Consider the following 17563-nt stretch of genomic DNA (forward strand, 5'->3'; position numbering starts at 1 on the left):
GGCGAAGATGCCAAAACTCGGAATGGAGCCGATCCGGCGGGATGCGATCGTAAAGGCGACGATTGCCGAACTTGGCGTACAAAAATCCCTCGATGTGACCGTCAGCCAAATCGCCAAGCGTGCGGGAATGTCCAGCGCATTGGCCCATCACTATTTCGGTGGGAAAGAGCAGATATTCCTTGCTGCTATGCGCCGTATCCTTTCGGATTTCGGAGCAGAAGCGCGCACCCAGCTTGGTTCCGCCAAGCCTGAAGAACGCGCGCAGGCCATCATCCGCGCCTGTTTTGCACCATCCTGTTTCACGCCGGACGTGATTGCAGCATGGATGACCTTTTATGTTCTGGCGCAAACCAACGATGATGCGCTTAGACTTTGGCAAATCTATCAGGCCCGGATCCGCTCGAATCTCATCCATGCGCTACGCCCGCTACTGCGCGATCCGACCGAAGCCGCCGAAGATATGATCGCTCTGATCGATGGGTTATACATCCACGCTGCTTTGAACGCGCCGCAAGAGCCGCAGTTGGCCGTGAACCATGCGCTGCGGGTTATGAAAGTTTTCCTAGAGGCCGAAAAATGACAAAACCGAATATTCTGATCCTAATGGTGGATCAGCTCAACGGGACCCTCTTTCCCGACGGTCCCGCGGAATGGTTGCATGCGCCAAACCTGAAAAAACTGGCGGCAAAATCAACGCGTTTCGCGAATACATACACAGCGTCGCCACTGTGCGCGCCGGGGCGGGCCAGCTTTATGTCTGGCCAGTTACCCTCGCGGACAGGCGTCTATGATAATGCGGCTGAATTCCGCAGCGATATTCCGACCTATGCGCACCATCTTCGCCGCGCTGGGTATTACACTTGTCTATCAGGTAAGATGCACTTTGTTGGTCCCGACCAGTTGCACGGGTTCGAGGATCGCCTAACCACCGACATTTACCCAGCCGATTTTGGCTGGACGCCGGATTATCGTAAACCCGGTGAGCGTATCGACTGGTGGTATCACAATATGGGATCAGTCACCGGGGCAGGCGTTGCCGAAATATCCAACCAGATGGAATATGACGACGAGGTTGCCTATAACGCCAAGGCCAAATTGTATGATCTGGCGCGTGGCAAAGATGAGCGCCCTTGGTGTGTAACCGTCAGCTTCACGCACCCACACGATCCGTACGTGGCGCGTCGTAAATATTGGGATCTGTATGAGGATTGTGAACATCTTGAGCCACAGATCTCGGATTTGGGCTATGACAATCAGGACCCGCATTCCAAGCGTATTTTTGATGCAAATGACTGGCGCAGTTTCGACATAAAGGCCGATGATATCCGCAAATCCCGCCGCGCTTATTTCGCCAACATCTCTTATCTGGACGACAAGATCGGCGAGATATTGGAAGTGCTGGAATCCACGCGGCAAGAGGCCATCATCCTCTTTGTCTCGGACCATGGCGACATGTTGGGCGAGCGTGGATTGTGGTTCAAAATGACTTTCTTCGAGGGGTCCTCGCGAGTGCCCTTTATGATTTCGTCGCCCGATCTTCCCACTGGCCGGATCGATACACCGGTATCAACGATCGATGTCACGCCAACACTTGGGGCGCTTGCCGGAGTTGACATGGCAGAAATTGCTCCATGGACAGATGGCGAAGACCTTGTGCCTTTGGCGAAGGGCAATGAACGAACAGCTCCTGTCGCGATGGAATATGCGGCCGAGGCCTCCTACGCGCCTTTGGTTTCGCTTCGGTGTGGAAAGTGGAAGTACAATCGCTGTGCATTGGACCCGGACCAGCTTTTTGATCTTGAAGAGGACCCTCACGAGCTGAAAAACTTGGCGAGCCAACCCGAGCACGCGGGCACCCTGCAGTCCTTACGCGCCAAATCCGAGGCGCGTTGGGACCTTGAGCGATTTGATTCCGATGTAAGGGCCAGTCAGGCCCGTCGGTGGGTAGTTTATGAAGCGCTGCGGCAAGGCGGTTATTACCCGTGGGATTACCAGCCGCTGCAGAAAGCTTCCGAACGCTACATGCGCAATCACATGGATCTAAACGACGTTGAAGAAAGCCAACGCTTCCCGCGGGGCGAATAACGTTCACTTTTTCAAAATACTTCCGCCAGAGGCGATTAAGATTTTTCGCCGAAAAATCTTACCCTGCGTGGAAATGGAGACACGAATATGGAAGCAGATTTTGTCATCGTTGGCGCTGGGTCCGCCGGTTGTGCGATGGCGTATCGACTAAGTGAGGCCGGTGCCTCGGTTCTGGTGATCGAACATGGCGGCACCGATGCGGGCCCATTCATCCAGATGCCAGCCGCTCTCAGCTATCCGATGAACATGTCGCGCTATGACTGGGGCTATAAATCCGAGCCCGAGCCTTATTTGAACAATCGCCGCCTTGTTTGCCCACGCGGCAAGGTGATTGGCGGGTCTTCGTCGATCAATGGAATGGTCTATGTGCGAGGCCACGCACGGGATTTCGACACCTGGGCGGATATGGGTGCGGATGGTTGGTCCTATGCGGATGTGCTGCCGTACTACAAACGCATGGAAACCTGGCATGATGGTGGCCATGGTGGCGATCACGCATGGCGCGGGACTGACGGGCCATTGCATGTGTCGCGCGGACCCCGTGAAAACCCACTGTTCAAAGCCTTTGTCGATGCGGGGCAGCAGGCGGGATATGAGGTCACCGGAGATTACAACGGTGAAAAACAAGAAGGCTTTGGGCCGATGGAGCAGACCGTCTGGAAAGGACGGCGTTGGTCGGCGGCAAATGCCTATCTGAAGCCCGCTTTGAAACGTGAAAATTGTGACATTGTTCGGGGTCTCGCCGCACGCGTGGTGACCAATGACGGCCGCGCCACTGGCGTCGAATTGATCCGTGGCGGCAAGAAAGAAATTATTGGGGCAAGGCGTGAGGTCATATTGGCCGCGTCATCTATCAATTCTCCCAAGTTGCTGATGCTGTCGGGGATCGGTTCTGCGGCGCATTTGACTGAACATGGAATCGAAGTGGTCGCGGATCGACCTGGTGTCGGCGCCAATTTGCAGGACCATCTTGAGCTATACATCCAGCAAGCCTCGCTGCAGCCGATCACGCTCTACAAACATTGGAACCTGATCAGCAAAGGCTTGATCGGGGCGCAGTGGCTGTTCACAAAAACCGGCCTGGGCGCGTCGAACCAGTTCGAGAGTGCGGCGTTCATTCGCTCGAAACCTGGTGTCGAATATCCCGACATTCAGTACCATTTCCTCCCTATCGCGGTGCGTTATGACGGTCAGGCAGCGGCTGAGGGGCACGGTTTCCAAGCGCATGTGGGACCAATGCGTTCGCCGTCTCGGGGGGCTGTCACACTGCGCTCGGCACGGGTTGAGGATGCCCCAGTGATCCGTTTCAACTACATGAGCCATGATAAGGACTGGGAGGATTTTCGGTCATGCATACGCCTGACGCGCGAAATCTTCGGGCAGGATGCTTTCAAGCCGTTTGCCGGCAAGGAGATCCAGCCGGGTAAAGACGTACAGACGGATGAGCAGCTTGACGCGTTCATCGCGGAGCACGCGGAAAGCGCCTATCATCCCTGTGGAACCTGCCGAATGGGGCGCGCGGATGACAAGACTGCAGTTGTTGACCCGCATGGTCGTGTGATTGGGGTGGACGGGCTGCGCGTCGCGGATAGTTCGATTTTCCCTCAGATTACCAACGGAAACCTGAATGCGCCTTCGATTATGGTAGGGGAAAAAATGTCGGATCACCTGCTGGACAAGGAGCCATTGGCCAAAGCAAATGACGCGCCTTGGATCAGCCCGAGATGGGCCACGGCGCAGCGTTGATCCGGTTCTATTAGTAGAGGTAGCTCGCAGAGAATTATCGAGGAATTTGATTGGCGTCAAAGCGGTGAGAGATAACTATGTTTATCTCTCCGATGTAACGCAACATTGAGGAGTTAACAGGATGTCGCACACCCCGCATGAACTGGCTGAAGAGTTTCCCGATAAGATCGACACCATAAGCCAGCTCAAGCAAACGGACGCCCATTTTGCGAGGCTTGCGGATGAATATCATGAGGTCAATCGCGTAGTGCATCGAGCTGAAACCAATGTTGAGCCAATGGAAGAGTTGGCCGAGGTTGAGTTGCGCAAGAAACGAGCTGTGCTCAAGGATCAAATCTGGGCGATCCTGTCAAAAAGCTGACGAACAGGCGGGGGCTCTGCCCCCGTCGCGGCAGGCCGCGACTCCTCCTGAGTATTTCAGGCCAGATGAAGATCAGGTGACTTCGTATGGAAGGATACTGCGGATATCGGAGTTGATGGTCAGGCGGCGTTCGAGTGGCGGTACTGAACGCTGATGACAGGTCTGGCGTTCGCATATGCGACAGGAGATGCCGATCGGTTCGTAGGCACCGGCATTGTTAATATCGAGATTGTCGGCGTAAACCAATGCTTCGGCGTGGCGCACTTCGCACCCCAATGCGATGGCATAGCGACGAACAGGCGCGCCGAAGGAACCTCCGGATTTCGATACATCGCGCGCCAGTGAGATATATCGTACACCGTCTGGTGTTTCTGCCAGCTGCTGCAGAAAGTGGCCCGGAGTTTCAAAGGCACGGTGAACGTTCCACAAGGGGCAGGCCCCGCCGAATCGTGCGAACTGAAGCCGAGTGGCCGAATGGCGTTTTGTGATCGTTCCTGCCTGATCGACCCGGACAAAGAAGAATGGGATGCCTTTGGCCCCCGGTCGCTGCAAAGTGGAAAGACGGTGCGCGACCTGTTCGATGGATGCCCCGAACCGATTGCTGAGCAATTCCAGATCGTGACGATAGTCCTGCGCAGCACTTAAGAACAGACCATATGGCATCAGGGACGCCCCAGCGAAGTAGTTTGCGAGGCCTATCTTGGCAATCGCACGGGCCTCTTCACTTTGGAAGCGCGCGAAGTCGAGCGTCGCCTCAAGCAGTTTGTCCTGACTGATCAGCGCGACCTGCAGCAAAAGCTGGAAGACTTGTGTCTGCGGAGCAGCGCGTGAAGAAAGGCGCAGTGTCTTATCATCCGCGTTGTAGCTACGTAGGGTCTCGGTATCGGTGAAGGTGACGTGGATTCCTCGTTCAGTCAGGCTGTTGATCGCTGCCTGACGAATGCCACCGAATTCATCAGCGCGACTGGCGAACCGTTCGGCTGCCCGGTCAACGGCGTCAATGTAATTGTCGCAATAGTGAAAGAAATCACGCACTTCTTCCCAAGGGCTGGCTTGAATGCGGGCGTCTTCCCGACCTAATGCTTCGTCCAAAGAAGCCAGACGTTCATGAGTTTGGCGATAGCTTCGATGCAATTCAATAAATGCGCGGGCCAGCGCAGGGGCATTCGATGCAGTCAGCCGCAGGTCAGCCAATGGGGGCATGGTGTCAGCAAAAACCGGATCGGCAAGCGCCTCGCGCATGTCCGAGACCAGGCGCTCACTATCGCCCGTGCTAAGCTCGGTCACGTCCATGCCGAACTCTTGCGCCAGCGCCAATACAACTGTCGTTGAAATCGGACGGTTGTTGTTCTCCATCTGGTTTAAATAGGGCAGAGAAACGCCTAGTTTTGTTGCAAACTCCTTTTGGGTCAGAGATAACCTGGTCCGCATCTCACGCAGTTTTGCGCCTGCATAGAGTTTTTGAGTAGCCATGTTAGTTCTTTGCAACTTAACTGATTGCTCAAGTTAACTTTGCAAACCTATTGGCGCAAGCCCTCTAAAGCCCCAGTTGCCTCTCGCGCCAGATTACGCTGCTGATAGCGCAAATCGCCAGAATGGAGGTTGCCAGCATCAGCCAGAGCAATGGCATTGCACCTGTCTCGCGTGTCAGCAATGCGCCCGCCCACGCGCTGAGGGCAGCGCCGCCGCCGAGCATGATCGCTCCGCTGAGGCCTGATGCGGTGGCTGCCAGATGAGGTCGGACAGACAATGACCCGGCTGTCGCATTGGGTATCGACATGCCGTTGCCAAGCCCAACAAAGGTCATCAGGCCAAAGAAACTGAGCGCGGTGCCAATGCCCGCTAAAAATAGGGAAGCGGAAATGGCTACGCCGATAGCATTCAGCCAGCATCCCCAGAGGACCATTCGGTTCACGCCAAAGCGTACAGAATAACGACCACTGATGAAGTTTCCGAAGAAGTAGCCAAGTGCGGGCGCGCCAAAATATATGCCAACTTCTGCTGCTGTCATGCCGAACACTTCGGTTCCGATGAAAGGTGCTCCACCGAGATATGCGAAGAACGCCCCAGACGAAAACGCAGAAGAGAGCGAGTAGCCCCAGAATCGGGGGGAGGCCAAAAGCTCGGGATATTCGCGGAATTGTTGTACCAAGGTTTTGCCGCTGGCAGCGGCGGTTTCGCCGAAATCACGGTAGGTAAGCAACAGGGCCAGTGCGCCCAACGCAAAGGGCAGCCAGAAATTCGCTTTCCAGCCGAACGCCTCTTCAAGCAGACCGCCAACTGCAGGTCCGATCATTGGGACGACGGCCATGCCCATTGTGACATACCCAAGCATCGATGCGGCTTTGTCCTGAGTGTACATATCTCGCACCGCTGCACGGCTAAGAACGATGCCAACGACGATCACGGCCTGACTCATGCGGAATGCCAGAAAGACCTCGATCGTTGGTGCGTAGATGCAGCCCAGAGTCGCCAGCAGGAACAATGCGAGTCCCCATAGAAGGACAGGCCGACGCCCCGCCTTGTCGGCGATGGGGCCGATTATGATCTGTAGAACCGCGTTGACCAAGAGATACAACGCAATCGATAGCTGCATCAGCTTGTAATCTGCCTCAAAGTAGACGGCCATGAAGGGGAGACTGGGTAGGAACAAGTTCATGCTTAGCGCTGACAGGCCCGACAGCAATATTAGCGTTGTAAGGGTCGGGGGTGTCCGGCTGATGGATGTTGAACTGAACTGCATGGTTCACACTTAGAACTTAGTTTGGGGGAATGCCAAGAGCGGGTTTGTGATGTCACATAACTTTACAAATTTGCAATTACCACCTGCTTGATTTTCTTATGTTTGCAAATTTGCCGAAAACTTCTTTGGTCTCGGTATTCGTATCGTTATGGTCCCGCAAAATCTCATGGGAGACTACCGTCATGAAAGACATCCTTTCCGAACTCGAGGGCCGCCGCAACGATGCACGCTTAGGGGGTGGACAACGGCGCATTGACGCACAGCATGCCCGAGGCAAATTGACAGCGCGCGAGCGGATCGAACTGCTGGTGGATGAAGGCAGCTTCGAAGAGTTTGACATGTTTGTCAGCCATCGTTGCACCGATTTCGGAATGGAAAAGCAAAAGCCAGCCGGTGATGGCGTGGTCACTGGTTGGGGCACGATCAACGGCCGGATGGTCTATGTTTTCAGTCAGGACTTTACCGTGTTTGGCGGCTCGCTGTCCGAAACCCATGCGCAGAAGATTTGCAAGATCATGGATATGGCGGTTCAGAATGGAGCGCCGGTGATCGGGATCAATGACTCGGGTGGCGCGCGCATTCAGGAAGGCGTTGCCTCGCTGGCGGGGTATGCCGAAGTTTTCCAACGCAACATCATGGCCTCGGGCGTGGTGCCTCAGATCAGTGTGATCATGGGCCCATGCGCTGGTGGTGCGGTCTATAGCCCTGCGATGACCGACTTTATATTCATGGTCAAAGACACCTCATACATGTTTGTGACTGGTCCGGATGTCGTAAAGACTGTCACAAATGAGGTCGTTACCGCCGAGGAACTGGGTGGGGCCTCGACCCATACCAAAAAATCCTCGGTTGCGGACGGGGCGTTCGAAAATGATGTTGAGGCACTGGCCGAGGTCCGCCGGTTGGTCGATTTCCTGCCGCTCAACAATCGCGAAAAGCCTCCGGTTCGTCCCTTCTTTGATGAGCCGGGTCGGATCGAGACGTCGCTGGACACTCTGATCCCAGATAATCCTAACACGCCCTACGACATGAAGGAGCTCATCACCAAAGTCGCGGACGAGGGCGACTTCTACGAAATTCAGGAAGATTACGCCAAGAACATCATCACCGGTTTTATCCGCCTTGAAGGACAAACCGTAGGCGTTGTGGCAAACCAACCGATGGTTCTTGCCGGGTGTCTTGATATCGACAGCTCGCGCAAAGCTGCGCGTTTTGTACGGTTTTGCGATTGCTTTGAAATTCCGATCCTTACGCTCGTCGACGTGCCGGGTTTTCTTCCGGGGACGTCACAGGAATATGGCGGCGTGATCAAGCATGGCGCGAAACTGCTGTTTGCTTATGGAGAGGCAACAGTGCCAAAGGTCACGGTGATCACGCGCAAAGCCTATGGCGGTGCTTATGACGTGATGGCATCGAAGCATCTGCGCGGGGATTTCAACTATGCATGGCCCACGGCCGAGATCGCAGTGATGGGCGCAAAGGGCGCAACCGAGATCATCCATCGCGCTGATCTTGGAGATGCGGATAAGATCGCGCAGCACACGCAGGATTACGAAGACCGGTTTGCCAACCCCTTTGTCGCTGCCGAGCGTGGCTTTATCGATGAAGTGATCATGCCACACTCAACCCGCCGTCGCGTATCGCGTGCTTTTGCCAGTCTGCGCGGAAAGCAGCTGAAGAACCCATGGAAAAAGCACGATAATATCCCGCTCTAAGAGTTAGATGGAACAAACCGATTTGCTTCATGATCGACTTGATTGGACATAAAAGCGCGTTTGCCGCGCAAGCAAGTTCGGAGGGGCTGGCTCGCGCTGGACGCTTCCTGGGGAGCGCGCTGGCATTGGCGATGTCTATGACTAGTTCGGTTCAGGCAAGTAATCTATTGCCCGTGCCATCGGGTCAGCCAGTAGAGCTCAGCAATGTACTGCTTGATACCAATCCCGGGGAACTCTGGGTTCGTTTCAGGTTTATTGCTCCCAATATCGGGGCGACCGTGGGCCGCATCACCTATGATGTCGCAGTGATCGACATGGAGCATCTGTGCCAGACGCTGGCGGTCCCTTACGTGGCGCAGCACGATCTGGATCCTGCGCGTGTCGTGATCTCTTTCTCGGATCGACCGCTGGAGTTCGGCACGTCCGAGCCAGACGCGACCCAGTTTTTTGAGGCCTATCGGCTGGAGCAATCCCAATGTATCTGGGAAGGACTCTGACCATGAGAGTACGCGATCTCGGTCACAGGGTGCCCATATACAACTCGGAGGTTCATATCGTGTTTTCATCCCGGCAGGGTCGTCTGCACCCATGTAATTTCAATGCCTTAACCAGCGAGGTGTCGAAATGTTGAAACACCGTGGCTTCCCCGGCCGCTTGGCCGGAACTGACTTTCAGTTCACGATCCGGCGCGCCAATCCCAAGGGAGTGACTCCCTTGACCAGGCGCGAACGTTATCGGGACCGTAAGCCTGTAGATAGGCGTGCAGATGCCGCATTCATGGAAGCGCTATGGGCGCAGTTTGGTGATCAACCGTTCGAGCGTGGTAACCTGGATGCAGGCCGACTGAGTTGGCTGTTCGAGCGGGAAGTGATCGCCGCTGAAGATCCGTTTGACCCCGCCAGCTATGACGCGCTGTTGGTGATCGACCCGGAGGTTGCTCGTCAATCGTTTCCAGAAATCTTCGACGGGGTGCGCTGAATTTGCCCACCGCAGCTGCATATCAAGTTCGACCAACCCAAATTGGTGGAGCCCTGCCCGCGAACAGGCAGGGCACTTGGGGCAAGTCAGAAGTTCAGCTGTGCGGCCAACTGAATACGGTTGCCATCGAAAGTGTCACCCGAAATCGTATCGTTCCGCTCGCCATAGATGTATTCGGCGCTCAATGTCAGATTGTCAGTTGCTTTGTAGAACGCATTGACGTGGATGGTCTCAAGCTCGGTGAAGGACAAACTTCCTGTCGAGGTGGGCAGGTCGTAATCTTCCTTACCGTAGGAGATGCCCACGTTCCATTTGGGGGTCAAATCTTGACGAAACTCGATGGTATACCCGTCGACATCGTTCGCCTGACCGCCGACAATCGCGTCACCCAAACCGATCAGGTAGGGACCGATCGCTTCACCGTTGACGTAGTTGACTTGGAACAGGCCACCTTGCCAGGGACGGATCGAACCAGAAAGGGTAAAGCCGGTCTGATCCACTTCGACATCGCCGGATTGGGCTTTGCCGTACAAAACCGAGGCGCGCGCCAGGTATTTGCCGTCGTTATACTCGACCGCACCAGTCAGCACCGGATCATCCGAGTTCGAACCTCCGACGTTTTCCTCTACAGAAACAGCAAAGGTGGTATTCGATCCGAAGCCGTTAGTGTATCGAACCTGAGGAACACGGGCAAAAGGGATGCCGACCGGTCCATTGAACTCAACTGTGGTGGGGTAAGTGTCCAGAGGCTGGAAATTGGTCCAGTACTGACCGATGAGCCATTGTTCACCAATCCGGATATTCGCGTGACGAATGCGGAATTCTGCTGTACCGCCCGAGCCGAAAGCATCCACTTCGATCTGACCCTGGATGTCGCCAATGCCGCTTGGTGTGTTGGTACGCAGTCCGATTCGCGATTGCCGAACGGTGGCACCAAATGTGCCATCGGTTTCGGCCGAGGGCTCACCTATGACATTCACAAACGCTGTGTCGCCCTGATCATATTCGAAGTCGTAGAAGAAATCGGCTTTGACATAGCCATAGACGTCCAGCGTGGTGTTTCCGATCCTCAGATCACCGGTCCCGGCTCCGGGCTTGGACGATTCCAAAGCCTCTACTCTTGCGCGAAGCGCATCGAGTTCAGCCTGAGTTTGTGCATCTTGCGCCAAGGCCTGCATTCCGGTCACGGAAAGCGTGCTGGCAGCAAGCAGGCTAGCAGTTTTGCCCTTTATTATCATGGGGATATTTCCTTGTATGCGAGTGTGCACCGGCACCGTTTCACGCATAAGAGCCCGAGGAAAATCACCAATCTGCGAGGAATTCTGCGCAGTTTTTCAAGTAACCGTGTCAAGAATGGCTCGTGCTTTCACAGCTCGGTGAAAGCTCAGGATAAGCGCCTGGCCCCTGTAGATTTTCTTAGTGGACTGCCGAAAGCAACGCGTGAGGTATACCGCCGTGTTGGCCATCATCCGGCCGAGTATCGTCACATGAACGTGACTGGCATGAGCAGGGAATTCGGGGGTGCAGGGCGATATGGTGTCGGCGCAAAGTTGCGCGGACGCGCTGCCGGTGGGCAAGTTTTAGCCGGAATCTCAAACGGAAACGAAGACGGGTTTGCGCTGCAAATTGTGCTGTGCACAGTGAAGAGGCCGTGCGGCTCTACTTTGCCTGCGTCGCACAAGCACCTACTATTCCGTACCCCTTCCTTCCGCGGGCAGGCTTGTGTTCCCCACAGAGTTCTGTCCGCGGTTTTCTTTTTGCCGAACACAGGCCAAAAACGGCGAGAAACTGCGCAATTCTGTGGTTTGCAACCTCTGTTATTGCATAACAATGCCGGAAATCGGCATCTGCCCTCAAAGACTTTGAGAAACCAAAAAGGGCAGAAAACATGCAAAAATCACGAATCTTCCTTGCGTTGGCGACATGCGCCGGCCTTGCGGCCTGTGGTGACACAACAGGCGAGCAGGCGATCCTCGGTGGCGGCGCAGGTGCGGTTGGGGCCGCGGTCCTCAATGCCGACCCGCTGTTTGGCGCAGCGGTCGGGGCTGCGGGGAACGTGCTGTACTGCAAAACCCAAAACACCTGTAACTAACGCTGAATTTATCGGGGCAGCCAACGCCCTGTCCGTCATCACGCATCACGCCGTCGTGGGGTCAACACCCTGCGGCGGCGTTTTGCGTTTCCAGAACTTCAATCCAAAGGACGTTCCATGTTCAACAAGATCCTGATCGCAAACCGGGGCGAGATTGCCTGCCGGGTCATCAAGACTGCCCGCAAGATGGGCATTGGCACGGTCGCCATCTATTCTGATGCTGACAGGAACGCCCTGCACGTGTCGATGGCGGATGAGGCCGTGCATATTGGTCCACCACCGGCCAATCAGTCATACATTGTCATCGACAAGGTAATGGACGCCATCCGTCAAAGTGGTGCGCAGGCTGTCCACCCCGGCTATGGCTTTCTGTCCGAGAATTCCAAGTTTGCTGAAGCGCTGGATGCCGAAGGCGTCGCCTTTGTCGGCCCACCGGTTGGTGCGATCGAAAGCATGGGTGATAAGATCACCTCGAAGAAGATCGCACAGGAGGCCGGGGTTTCGACAGTCCCCGGCTACATGGGGCTGATTGAAGACGCTGATGAGGCGGTGAAGATATCGAATGATATCGGGTATCCGGTGATGATCAAGGCCAGCGCTGGCGGCGGTGGTAAGGGCATGCGGATCGCGTGGAATGACGAAGAAGCACGGGAAGGATTCCAATCTTCCAAGAACGAGGCTGCAAATTCCTTTGGCGACGACCGGATTTTCATTGAGAAATTCGTGACCCAACCGCGCCACATCGAAATTCAGGTCCTGTGCGACAGCCATGGCCACGGCATCTATTTGGGCGAGCGTGAATGCTCGATCCAACGCCGGAACCAGAAGGTTGTGGAAGAGGCGCCTTCGCCCTTCCTTGATCCTGAAACCCGTAAAGCGATGGGAGAACAGGCGGTCGCGCTGGCCAAGGCCGTGGACTATGCCAGTGCTGGAACGGTCGAATTCATCGTGGATGGGGAAAAGAACTTTTACTTCCTTGAAATGAACACCCGCCTTCAGGTGGAACACCCTGTGACCGAGCTGATTACCGGTGTTGATCTGGTGGAACAGATGATCCGTGTGGCTGCTGGTGAAAAGCTGACCATCACTCAGGATGACGTGACCTTGACGGGTTGGGCCATCGAGAACCGTCTTTATGCCGAGGATCCGTATCGCGGCTTCTTGCCCTCGATTGGCCGCCTGACCCGTTATCGCCCACCACAGGAAATCGCCGCTGGCCCGTTGCTGGTGAATGACAAATGGCAAGGCGATGCGCCCAAAGGGGATAGCGCTGTACGTAACGATACCGGCGTCTATGAAGGCGGCGAGATCAGTATGTATTATGACCCGATGATCGCCAAGCTGTGCACTTGGGCGCCGACCCGCGAGCAGGCGATCGAAGCCATGCGTGTGGCGCTCGACAGTTTTGAGGTTGAAGGCATCGGTCACAATCTACCGTTCCTGTCAGCGGTTATGGACCACCCGAAATTCGTTAGCGGTGATATGACGACCGCCTTCATCGCCGAGGAGTATCCTGACGGATTTGAGGGTGTGGAATTGCCTGAAGCTGACCTGCGCCGAGTCGCTGCATCGTGCGCAGCGATGCACCGCGTGGCCGAGATTCGTCGTACACGGGTGTCGGGGCGGATGGACAATCATGAACGCAAGGTTGGAACAGATTGGGTCGTCTCGCTGCAAGGGCAAGAGTTCGAGGTTGCGATAGAGGCCGATCAGGATGGCTCCACCGTGTCCTTTGCAGATGGCACGAAGCACCGTGTTGCCTCCGATTGGACACCGGGCGATCAGCTTGCAGTGCTCGATGTCGATGGCAGCCCACTGGTTCTGAAGGTCGGCAAAGTGTCGGGCGGTTTCCGCATCCGCAACCGCGGCGCGGATCTCAAGGTGCATGTTCGCACCCCACGTCAGGCCGAATTGGCCCGGATGATGCCCGAGAAGCTGCCGCCTGATACATCCAAGATGCTGCTCTGCCCGATGCCCGGCCTGATCGTGAAGATCGATGTCGAAGTGGGGCAGGAGGTACAGGAGGGGCAGGCGCTTTGCACCGTCGAGGCGATGAAGATGGAGAACATCCTGCGCGCTGAGAAGAAAGGCGTTGTCTCCAAAATCAATGCTGGTCCCGGCGACAGCCTTGCCGTTGACGATGTGATTATCGAGTTCGAATGATCATGCGCGCGCCTGTTTCATACCTTTCAAGGTTCTCGGCGGCTTCCGTCGGGACTTTAAGGCAAGTTGCAGGTGTTCAGCCGCCTTCGCGTCGTTCGCGAATTTCGCGTTCACGCAAGGGCGTCTTGTCAATCGAGCGGCCTATCTCGCGCACGCTCCATGGGCTGGGTTTGCGCAGTTTCACGACGCCATCCTTGTCGACAAATACCATCTGGAAACCGCGTGGTCGCAGTTTTGACCGTATCGGAGATCGTGCTGACGGATCGGTATCGGTTAACACGATAACGTCGCGATCACGCATCGCCTCTTCGCCCTCCAACAGCATGTCAATCTGTTGCTGGAACCTTGGGTCTGCAGGGGTATCGGCAAATACAACGATCGGACGATGGGTCCAGAGAAAATCGCTCAGATCGCTGTCATCTACGGGACGAACAAAGCCGTCATCCGCAGGGGCATTCGCGTCCGCGGCCAAGGCGGCCAGCGGGAATAGTGCCGAGAAAACAAGGGCAAGCGTGCGTGTCATATGGCCTCCTGTTCTGTTGAATATAGCCTCTGCGCGGACGAATGCGACTGGCGAAATGTCTGCGGACATCAAAAAATTGTACCTGAGGCTCGATCCCGTCTCATCCGCGCCTATCCAAGCGCCGAGAATACAGGTTGTTCCTGAAGACTTTCGGTGGGGAGGGTAGGGCGATGGAGATCATCCTGCATTGCGGCGCACACAGGTGCGCAACCACCAGCTTTCAAAACTATCTAAGCAGGAATGAGAACACGCTGGCTGAGCAAGGGTTGGTCTATTGGGGGCCTGAACGCACACGTGCCAACGGTTTGAATAGCCTGAACAAATTGACGCCAGATGTTTGTGACGCGCTACGCCGTGATCTGGATGCGTGTCGGCGTGCGGGTGCCAAGCAGCTATTGGTAAGTCAAGAGAACTTCGTAGGTTCTATGGAGCGTAATATTGCATTCGCCTCGCTTTATCCCAGCATGCACGAGCGTGGTCTGCTGCTCGCGAAGGCCTTTGATGACGGGGTTGGCAAATTGGCTCTGAATATCCGGGCGTTGGATATGTATTGGTCTTCCGTTTCAGCCTATAAATTCAAACGCGGAAGTGAGCCGATTGAGCCCGCCAAATGGAAACGTATCACCCAGAGCAAGCGGAGCTGGCGAAATGTGATAACGGAGATGGGCCGCGCGTTTCCCGGCGTTCCGCTGCTAGTCTTGCCCTTCGAAGATTTTGCGGGCCATCAGCGCGCACAGCTTGAGGCTTTGACCGGGCGCGCGGCACCCGAGGACAACGACGGCCTTTCACTGAATGCCGCGCCCCATCCTGCCCCTCACGGCCTAAACGCAGATCAGGCGATGAAGCTGTGGTCCGATTATGCGGATGATCTGGAATGGCTTGCCTCCGGCGCAGACGGCTTGGCCGAGCTTGTCTGCCGGACAGAAAGAGATACGCGCGGGGTCATCCCCGCGGAACCCCGATTGGAACAGAGGAAATCGACATGACCGACACCAACGACTGGCAGGTGCTGGCCGAAAAAGAACTGCGCGGGCGTCCGTTGGACGATCTGACCAAGGAAACTCTTGAAGGCATCGATGTCAAACCGCTCTATACGCAGGACGACACCGCAGACCTGCCGCATATGGGGTCACTGCCTGGCTTCGGCCCATTTACCCGTGGGGTGAAGGCGACGATGTATGCGGGTCGTCCCTGGACCATCCGTCAGTATGCGGGGTTCTCGACGGCGGAGGAATCGAACGCCTTCTATCGTCGCAACTTGGCCGCTGGTCAGCAGGGTGTCTCGGTGGCTTTCGATCTGGCGACGCACCGGGGCTATGACAGCGACCACCCGCGCGTTGTCGGCGATGTCGGCAAGGCCGGTGTGGCCATCGACAGTGTCGAGGATATGAAGATCCTGTTCGACGGTATTCCGCTGGACAAGGTTTCGGTCTCGATGACCATGAACGGTGCGGTGATCCCTATTCTGGCGAGCTTCATCGTTGCGGGAGAAGAGCAGGGGCATGACAAGGCCGTGCTGTCGGGCACCATCCAGAACGATATTCTGAAAGAGTTCATGGTGCGCAACACTTATATCTACCCGCCCGAGCCATCGATGAAGATCATCTCGGACATTATCGAGTTCACCTCGAACGAGATGCCGAAATTCAACTCGATCTCGATTTCGGGCTATCACATGCAAGAGGCCGGGGCGAACCTGGTGCAAGAGCTGGCCTATACGCTGGCCGATGGCCGTGAATATGTGCGGGCTGCGACTCAGTCGGGCATGGATGTGGACAAGTTTGCGGGCCGTCTGTCGTTCTTCTTTGCTATCGGCATGAACTTTTTCATGGAGATTGCGAAGCTACGCGCAGCACGCACGCTCTGGCATCGGGTAATGACCGAGTTCGGAGCGAAATCCGAACGGTCGAAAATGCTGCGAACCCACTGCCAGACATCCGGCGTATCACTGCAGGAACAGGACCCCTACAACAACGTGGTCCGCACCGCTTATGAAGCGATGAGCGCGGTTCTGGGCGGCACCCAATCGCTGCACACCAACGCACTGGACGAGGCGATTGCGTTACCCACCGATTTCTCGGCTCGCATTGCGCGAAACACCCAGCTGGTTCTGCAGGAAGAGACCGGCGTGACTGATGTGGTCGATCCGCTGGCGGGTTCTTACTACGTCGAAAGCCTGACCAATGAACTGGTTGAAAAGGCTTGGGCCTTAATGGAAGAGGTCGAGGAGATGGGCGGCATGACCAAGGCGGTTGCTTCTGGCATGCCCAAGCTGCGGATCGAAGAAAGCGCGGCCCGTCGTCAGGCCATGATCGACCGGGGCGAAGAGGTCATCGTTGGCGTCAACAAATACCGCAAGGAACAGGAAGACCCGATCGACATTTTGGACGTCGACAATGTCGCCGTACGCGAGGCGCAGGTGGCGCGGTTGGAACGCATTCGCGCCACACGTGACGAAGCAGCATGTCAGCAGGCGTTGGACGCGCTGACCACCACTGCCCGTGAGGGTGGTAACATGCTGGCCGCCGCCGTCGAGGCCGCCCGCGCCCGTGCATCCGTAGGAGAGATCAGCATGGCAATGGAAAAGGAATTCGGTCGCCACCGCGCCGAAGTGAAAACCCTGGCCGGTGTTTATGGCGCGGCTTATGAAGGTGACGAAGGCTTTGCCGCGATCCAGAAATCGATAGAAGAATTCGCCGAGGCCGAGGGCCGTCGCCCGCGTCTGCTGGTGGTCAAGATGGGGCAGGACGGCCACGACCGGGGCGCCAAAGTGATTGCCACCGCCTTTGCTGATATCGGGTTTGACGTGGACGTCGGCCCTCTGTTTCAGACCCCCGCAGAAGCCGCGCAGGACGCGGTGGACAATGATGTGCATGTGATCGGGATCTCTTCGCAGGCTGCTGGGCATAAGACGTTGGCACCCCAGTTGGTTGAAGAACTGAAAAAGGCCGGGGCCGAAGACATCATCGTCATCTGTGGTGGCGTCATCCCGCAACAGGATTACCAGTTCCTCTACGATCACGGTGTAAAGGCGATCTTTGGTCCGGGAACGAACATCCCTGACGCGGCACAAGATATCTTGCGTTTGATCGGTGAAGCCAAAGGCTGAGGTGAGCCAAGATTTTTCGTACGAAAAATCTTGTGATCCGGAACCTTT

Annotated in this window: 15 protein-coding genes; 11 read left to right on the forward strand and 4 right to left on the reverse strand. The window is 56.0% G+C overall.

The window, feature by feature from the left end:
• The first annotated feature begins 7 nt into the window (after positions 1 to 7).
• The 4 genes from betI (at position 8) to ACR0JR_RS07670 (ending at position 4192) form a co-directional block, all read left to right on the forward strand.
• On the forward strand, positions 8 to 580 hold the full coding sequence (betI, locus tag ACR0JR_RS07655) for a choline-binding transcriptional repressor BetI (protein WP_480455662.1): 573 nt from the start codon (positions 8 to 10) through the stop codon (positions 578 to 580).
• On the forward strand, positions 577 to 2085 hold the full coding sequence (betC, locus tag ACR0JR_RS07660; protein ID WP_480455664.1) for a choline-sulfatase: 1509 nt from the start codon (positions 577 to 579) through the stop codon (positions 2083 to 2085). The genes betI and betC overlap by 4 nt, the downstream gene beginning before the upstream one ends.
• A gap of 87 nt (positions 2086 to 2172) precedes the next feature.
• On the forward strand, positions 2173 to 3831 hold the full coding sequence (gene betA / locus ACR0JR_RS07665; protein ID WP_480455665.1) for a choline dehydrogenase: 1659 nt from the start codon (positions 2173 to 2175) through the stop codon (positions 3829 to 3831).
• Positions 3832 to 3952: 121 nt separating this feature from the next.
• Positions 3953 to 4192, forward strand: coding sequence for an HP1242/YdcH family protein (locus tag ACR0JR_RS07670; protein WP_010441930.1), 240 nt, complete (start codon positions 3953 to 3955; stop codon positions 4190 to 4192).
• Positions 4193 to 4264: 72 nt separating this feature from the next.
• On the opposite strand, the gene ACR0JR_RS07675 is transcribed toward ACR0JR_RS07670, so the two are convergent.
• Positions 4265 to 5665, reverse strand: a complete 1401-nt coding sequence (locus tag ACR0JR_RS07675) for a helix-turn-helix transcriptional regulator (protein WP_170540926.1) — start codon at positions 5663 to 5665, stop codon at positions 4265 to 4267.
• A 64-nt stretch (positions 5666 to 5729) separates the two neighbouring features.
• Complete coding sequence (locus tag ACR0JR_RS07680) at positions 5730 to 6935, reverse strand: multidrug effflux MFS transporter (protein WP_480455666.1); 1206 nt, start codon at positions 6933 to 6935, stop codon at positions 5730 to 5732.
• Between the two features lie 182 nt (positions 6936 to 7117).
• On the opposite strand from ACR0JR_RS07680, the gene ACR0JR_RS07685 reads away from it, so the two are divergent.
• The 3 genes from ACR0JR_RS07685 to ACR0JR_RS07695 all read left to right on the forward strand — a co-directional run bounded on the left by ACR0JR_RS07685 (position 7118) and on the right by ACR0JR_RS07695 (position 9628).
• Positions 7118 to 8650, forward strand: coding sequence for an acyl-CoA carboxylase subunit beta (locus tag ACR0JR_RS07685; protein WP_010441934.1), 1533 nt, complete (start codon positions 7118 to 7120; stop codon positions 8648 to 8650).
• Between the two features lie 29 nt (positions 8651 to 8679).
• Positions 8680 to 9147, forward strand: a complete 468-nt coding sequence (locus tag ACR0JR_RS07690; protein ID WP_010441935.1) for a DUF6497 family protein — start codon at positions 8680 to 8682, stop codon at positions 9145 to 9147.
• Between the two features lie 127 nt (positions 9148 to 9274).
• Positions 9275 to 9628: a hypothetical protein gene (locus ACR0JR_RS07695; protein ID WP_480455667.1), complete on the forward strand. Its 354-nt coding sequence runs from the start codon at positions 9275 to 9277 to the stop codon at positions 9626 to 9628.
• A gap of 86 nt (positions 9629 to 9714) precedes the next feature.
• Here the strand turns inward: ACR0JR_RS07695 and ACR0JR_RS07700 are convergent, their stop codons facing one another.
• Positions 9715 to 10866: a DcaP family trimeric outer membrane transporter gene (locus ACR0JR_RS07700; RefSeq protein ID WP_010441937.1), complete on the reverse strand. Its 1152-nt coding sequence runs from the start codon at positions 10864 to 10866 to the stop codon at positions 9715 to 9717.
• A 650-nt stretch (positions 10867 to 11516) separates the two neighbouring features.
• Between ACR0JR_RS07700 and ACR0JR_RS07705 the strand changes: the two genes are divergently transcribed.
• Both ACR0JR_RS07705 and ACR0JR_RS07710 read left to right on the forward strand, forming a co-directional pair.
• Positions 11517 to 11720 (forward strand): hypothetical protein, encoded by a 204-nt coding sequence (locus tag ACR0JR_RS07705; RefSeq protein WP_170540911.1) that lies wholly within the window; start codon positions 11517 to 11519, stop codon positions 11718 to 11720.
• Positions 11721 to 11837: 117 nt separating this feature from the next.
• Entirely contained in the window at positions 11838 to 13883 is a 2046-nt protein-coding gene (locus tag ACR0JR_RS07710; RefSeq protein WP_480455668.1) for an ATP-binding protein, read from the forward strand.
• A 76-nt stretch (positions 13884 to 13959) separates the two neighbouring features.
• On the opposite strand, the gene ACR0JR_RS07715 is transcribed toward ACR0JR_RS07710, so the two are convergent.
• On the reverse strand, positions 13960 to 14406 hold the full coding sequence (locus ACR0JR_RS07715) for a DUF4174 domain-containing protein (RefSeq protein ID WP_480455670.1): 447 nt from the start codon (positions 14404 to 14406) through the stop codon (positions 13960 to 13962).
• 170 nt (positions 14407 to 14576) lie between these two features.
• Here ACR0JR_RS07715 and ACR0JR_RS07720 point away from each other — a divergent pair, with 170 nt between their 5' ends.
• Positions 14577 to 15392, forward strand: coding sequence for a hypothetical protein (locus tag ACR0JR_RS07720; protein ID WP_480455671.1), 816 nt, complete (start codon positions 14577 to 14579; stop codon positions 15390 to 15392).
• The gene (gene scpA / locus ACR0JR_RS07725; protein WP_480455673.1) at positions 15389 to 17515 is read left to right on the forward strand and encodes a methylmalonyl-CoA mutase; all 2127 of its coding nucleotides are present in this window, start codon (positions 15389 to 15391) and stop codon (positions 17513 to 17515) included. Before ACR0JR_RS07720 ends, scpA begins: the two co-directional genes overlap by 4 nt.
• Positions 17516 to 17563 lie beyond the last annotated feature (48 nt).

Source organism: Ruegeria sp. AA3 (assembly GCF_056542905.1).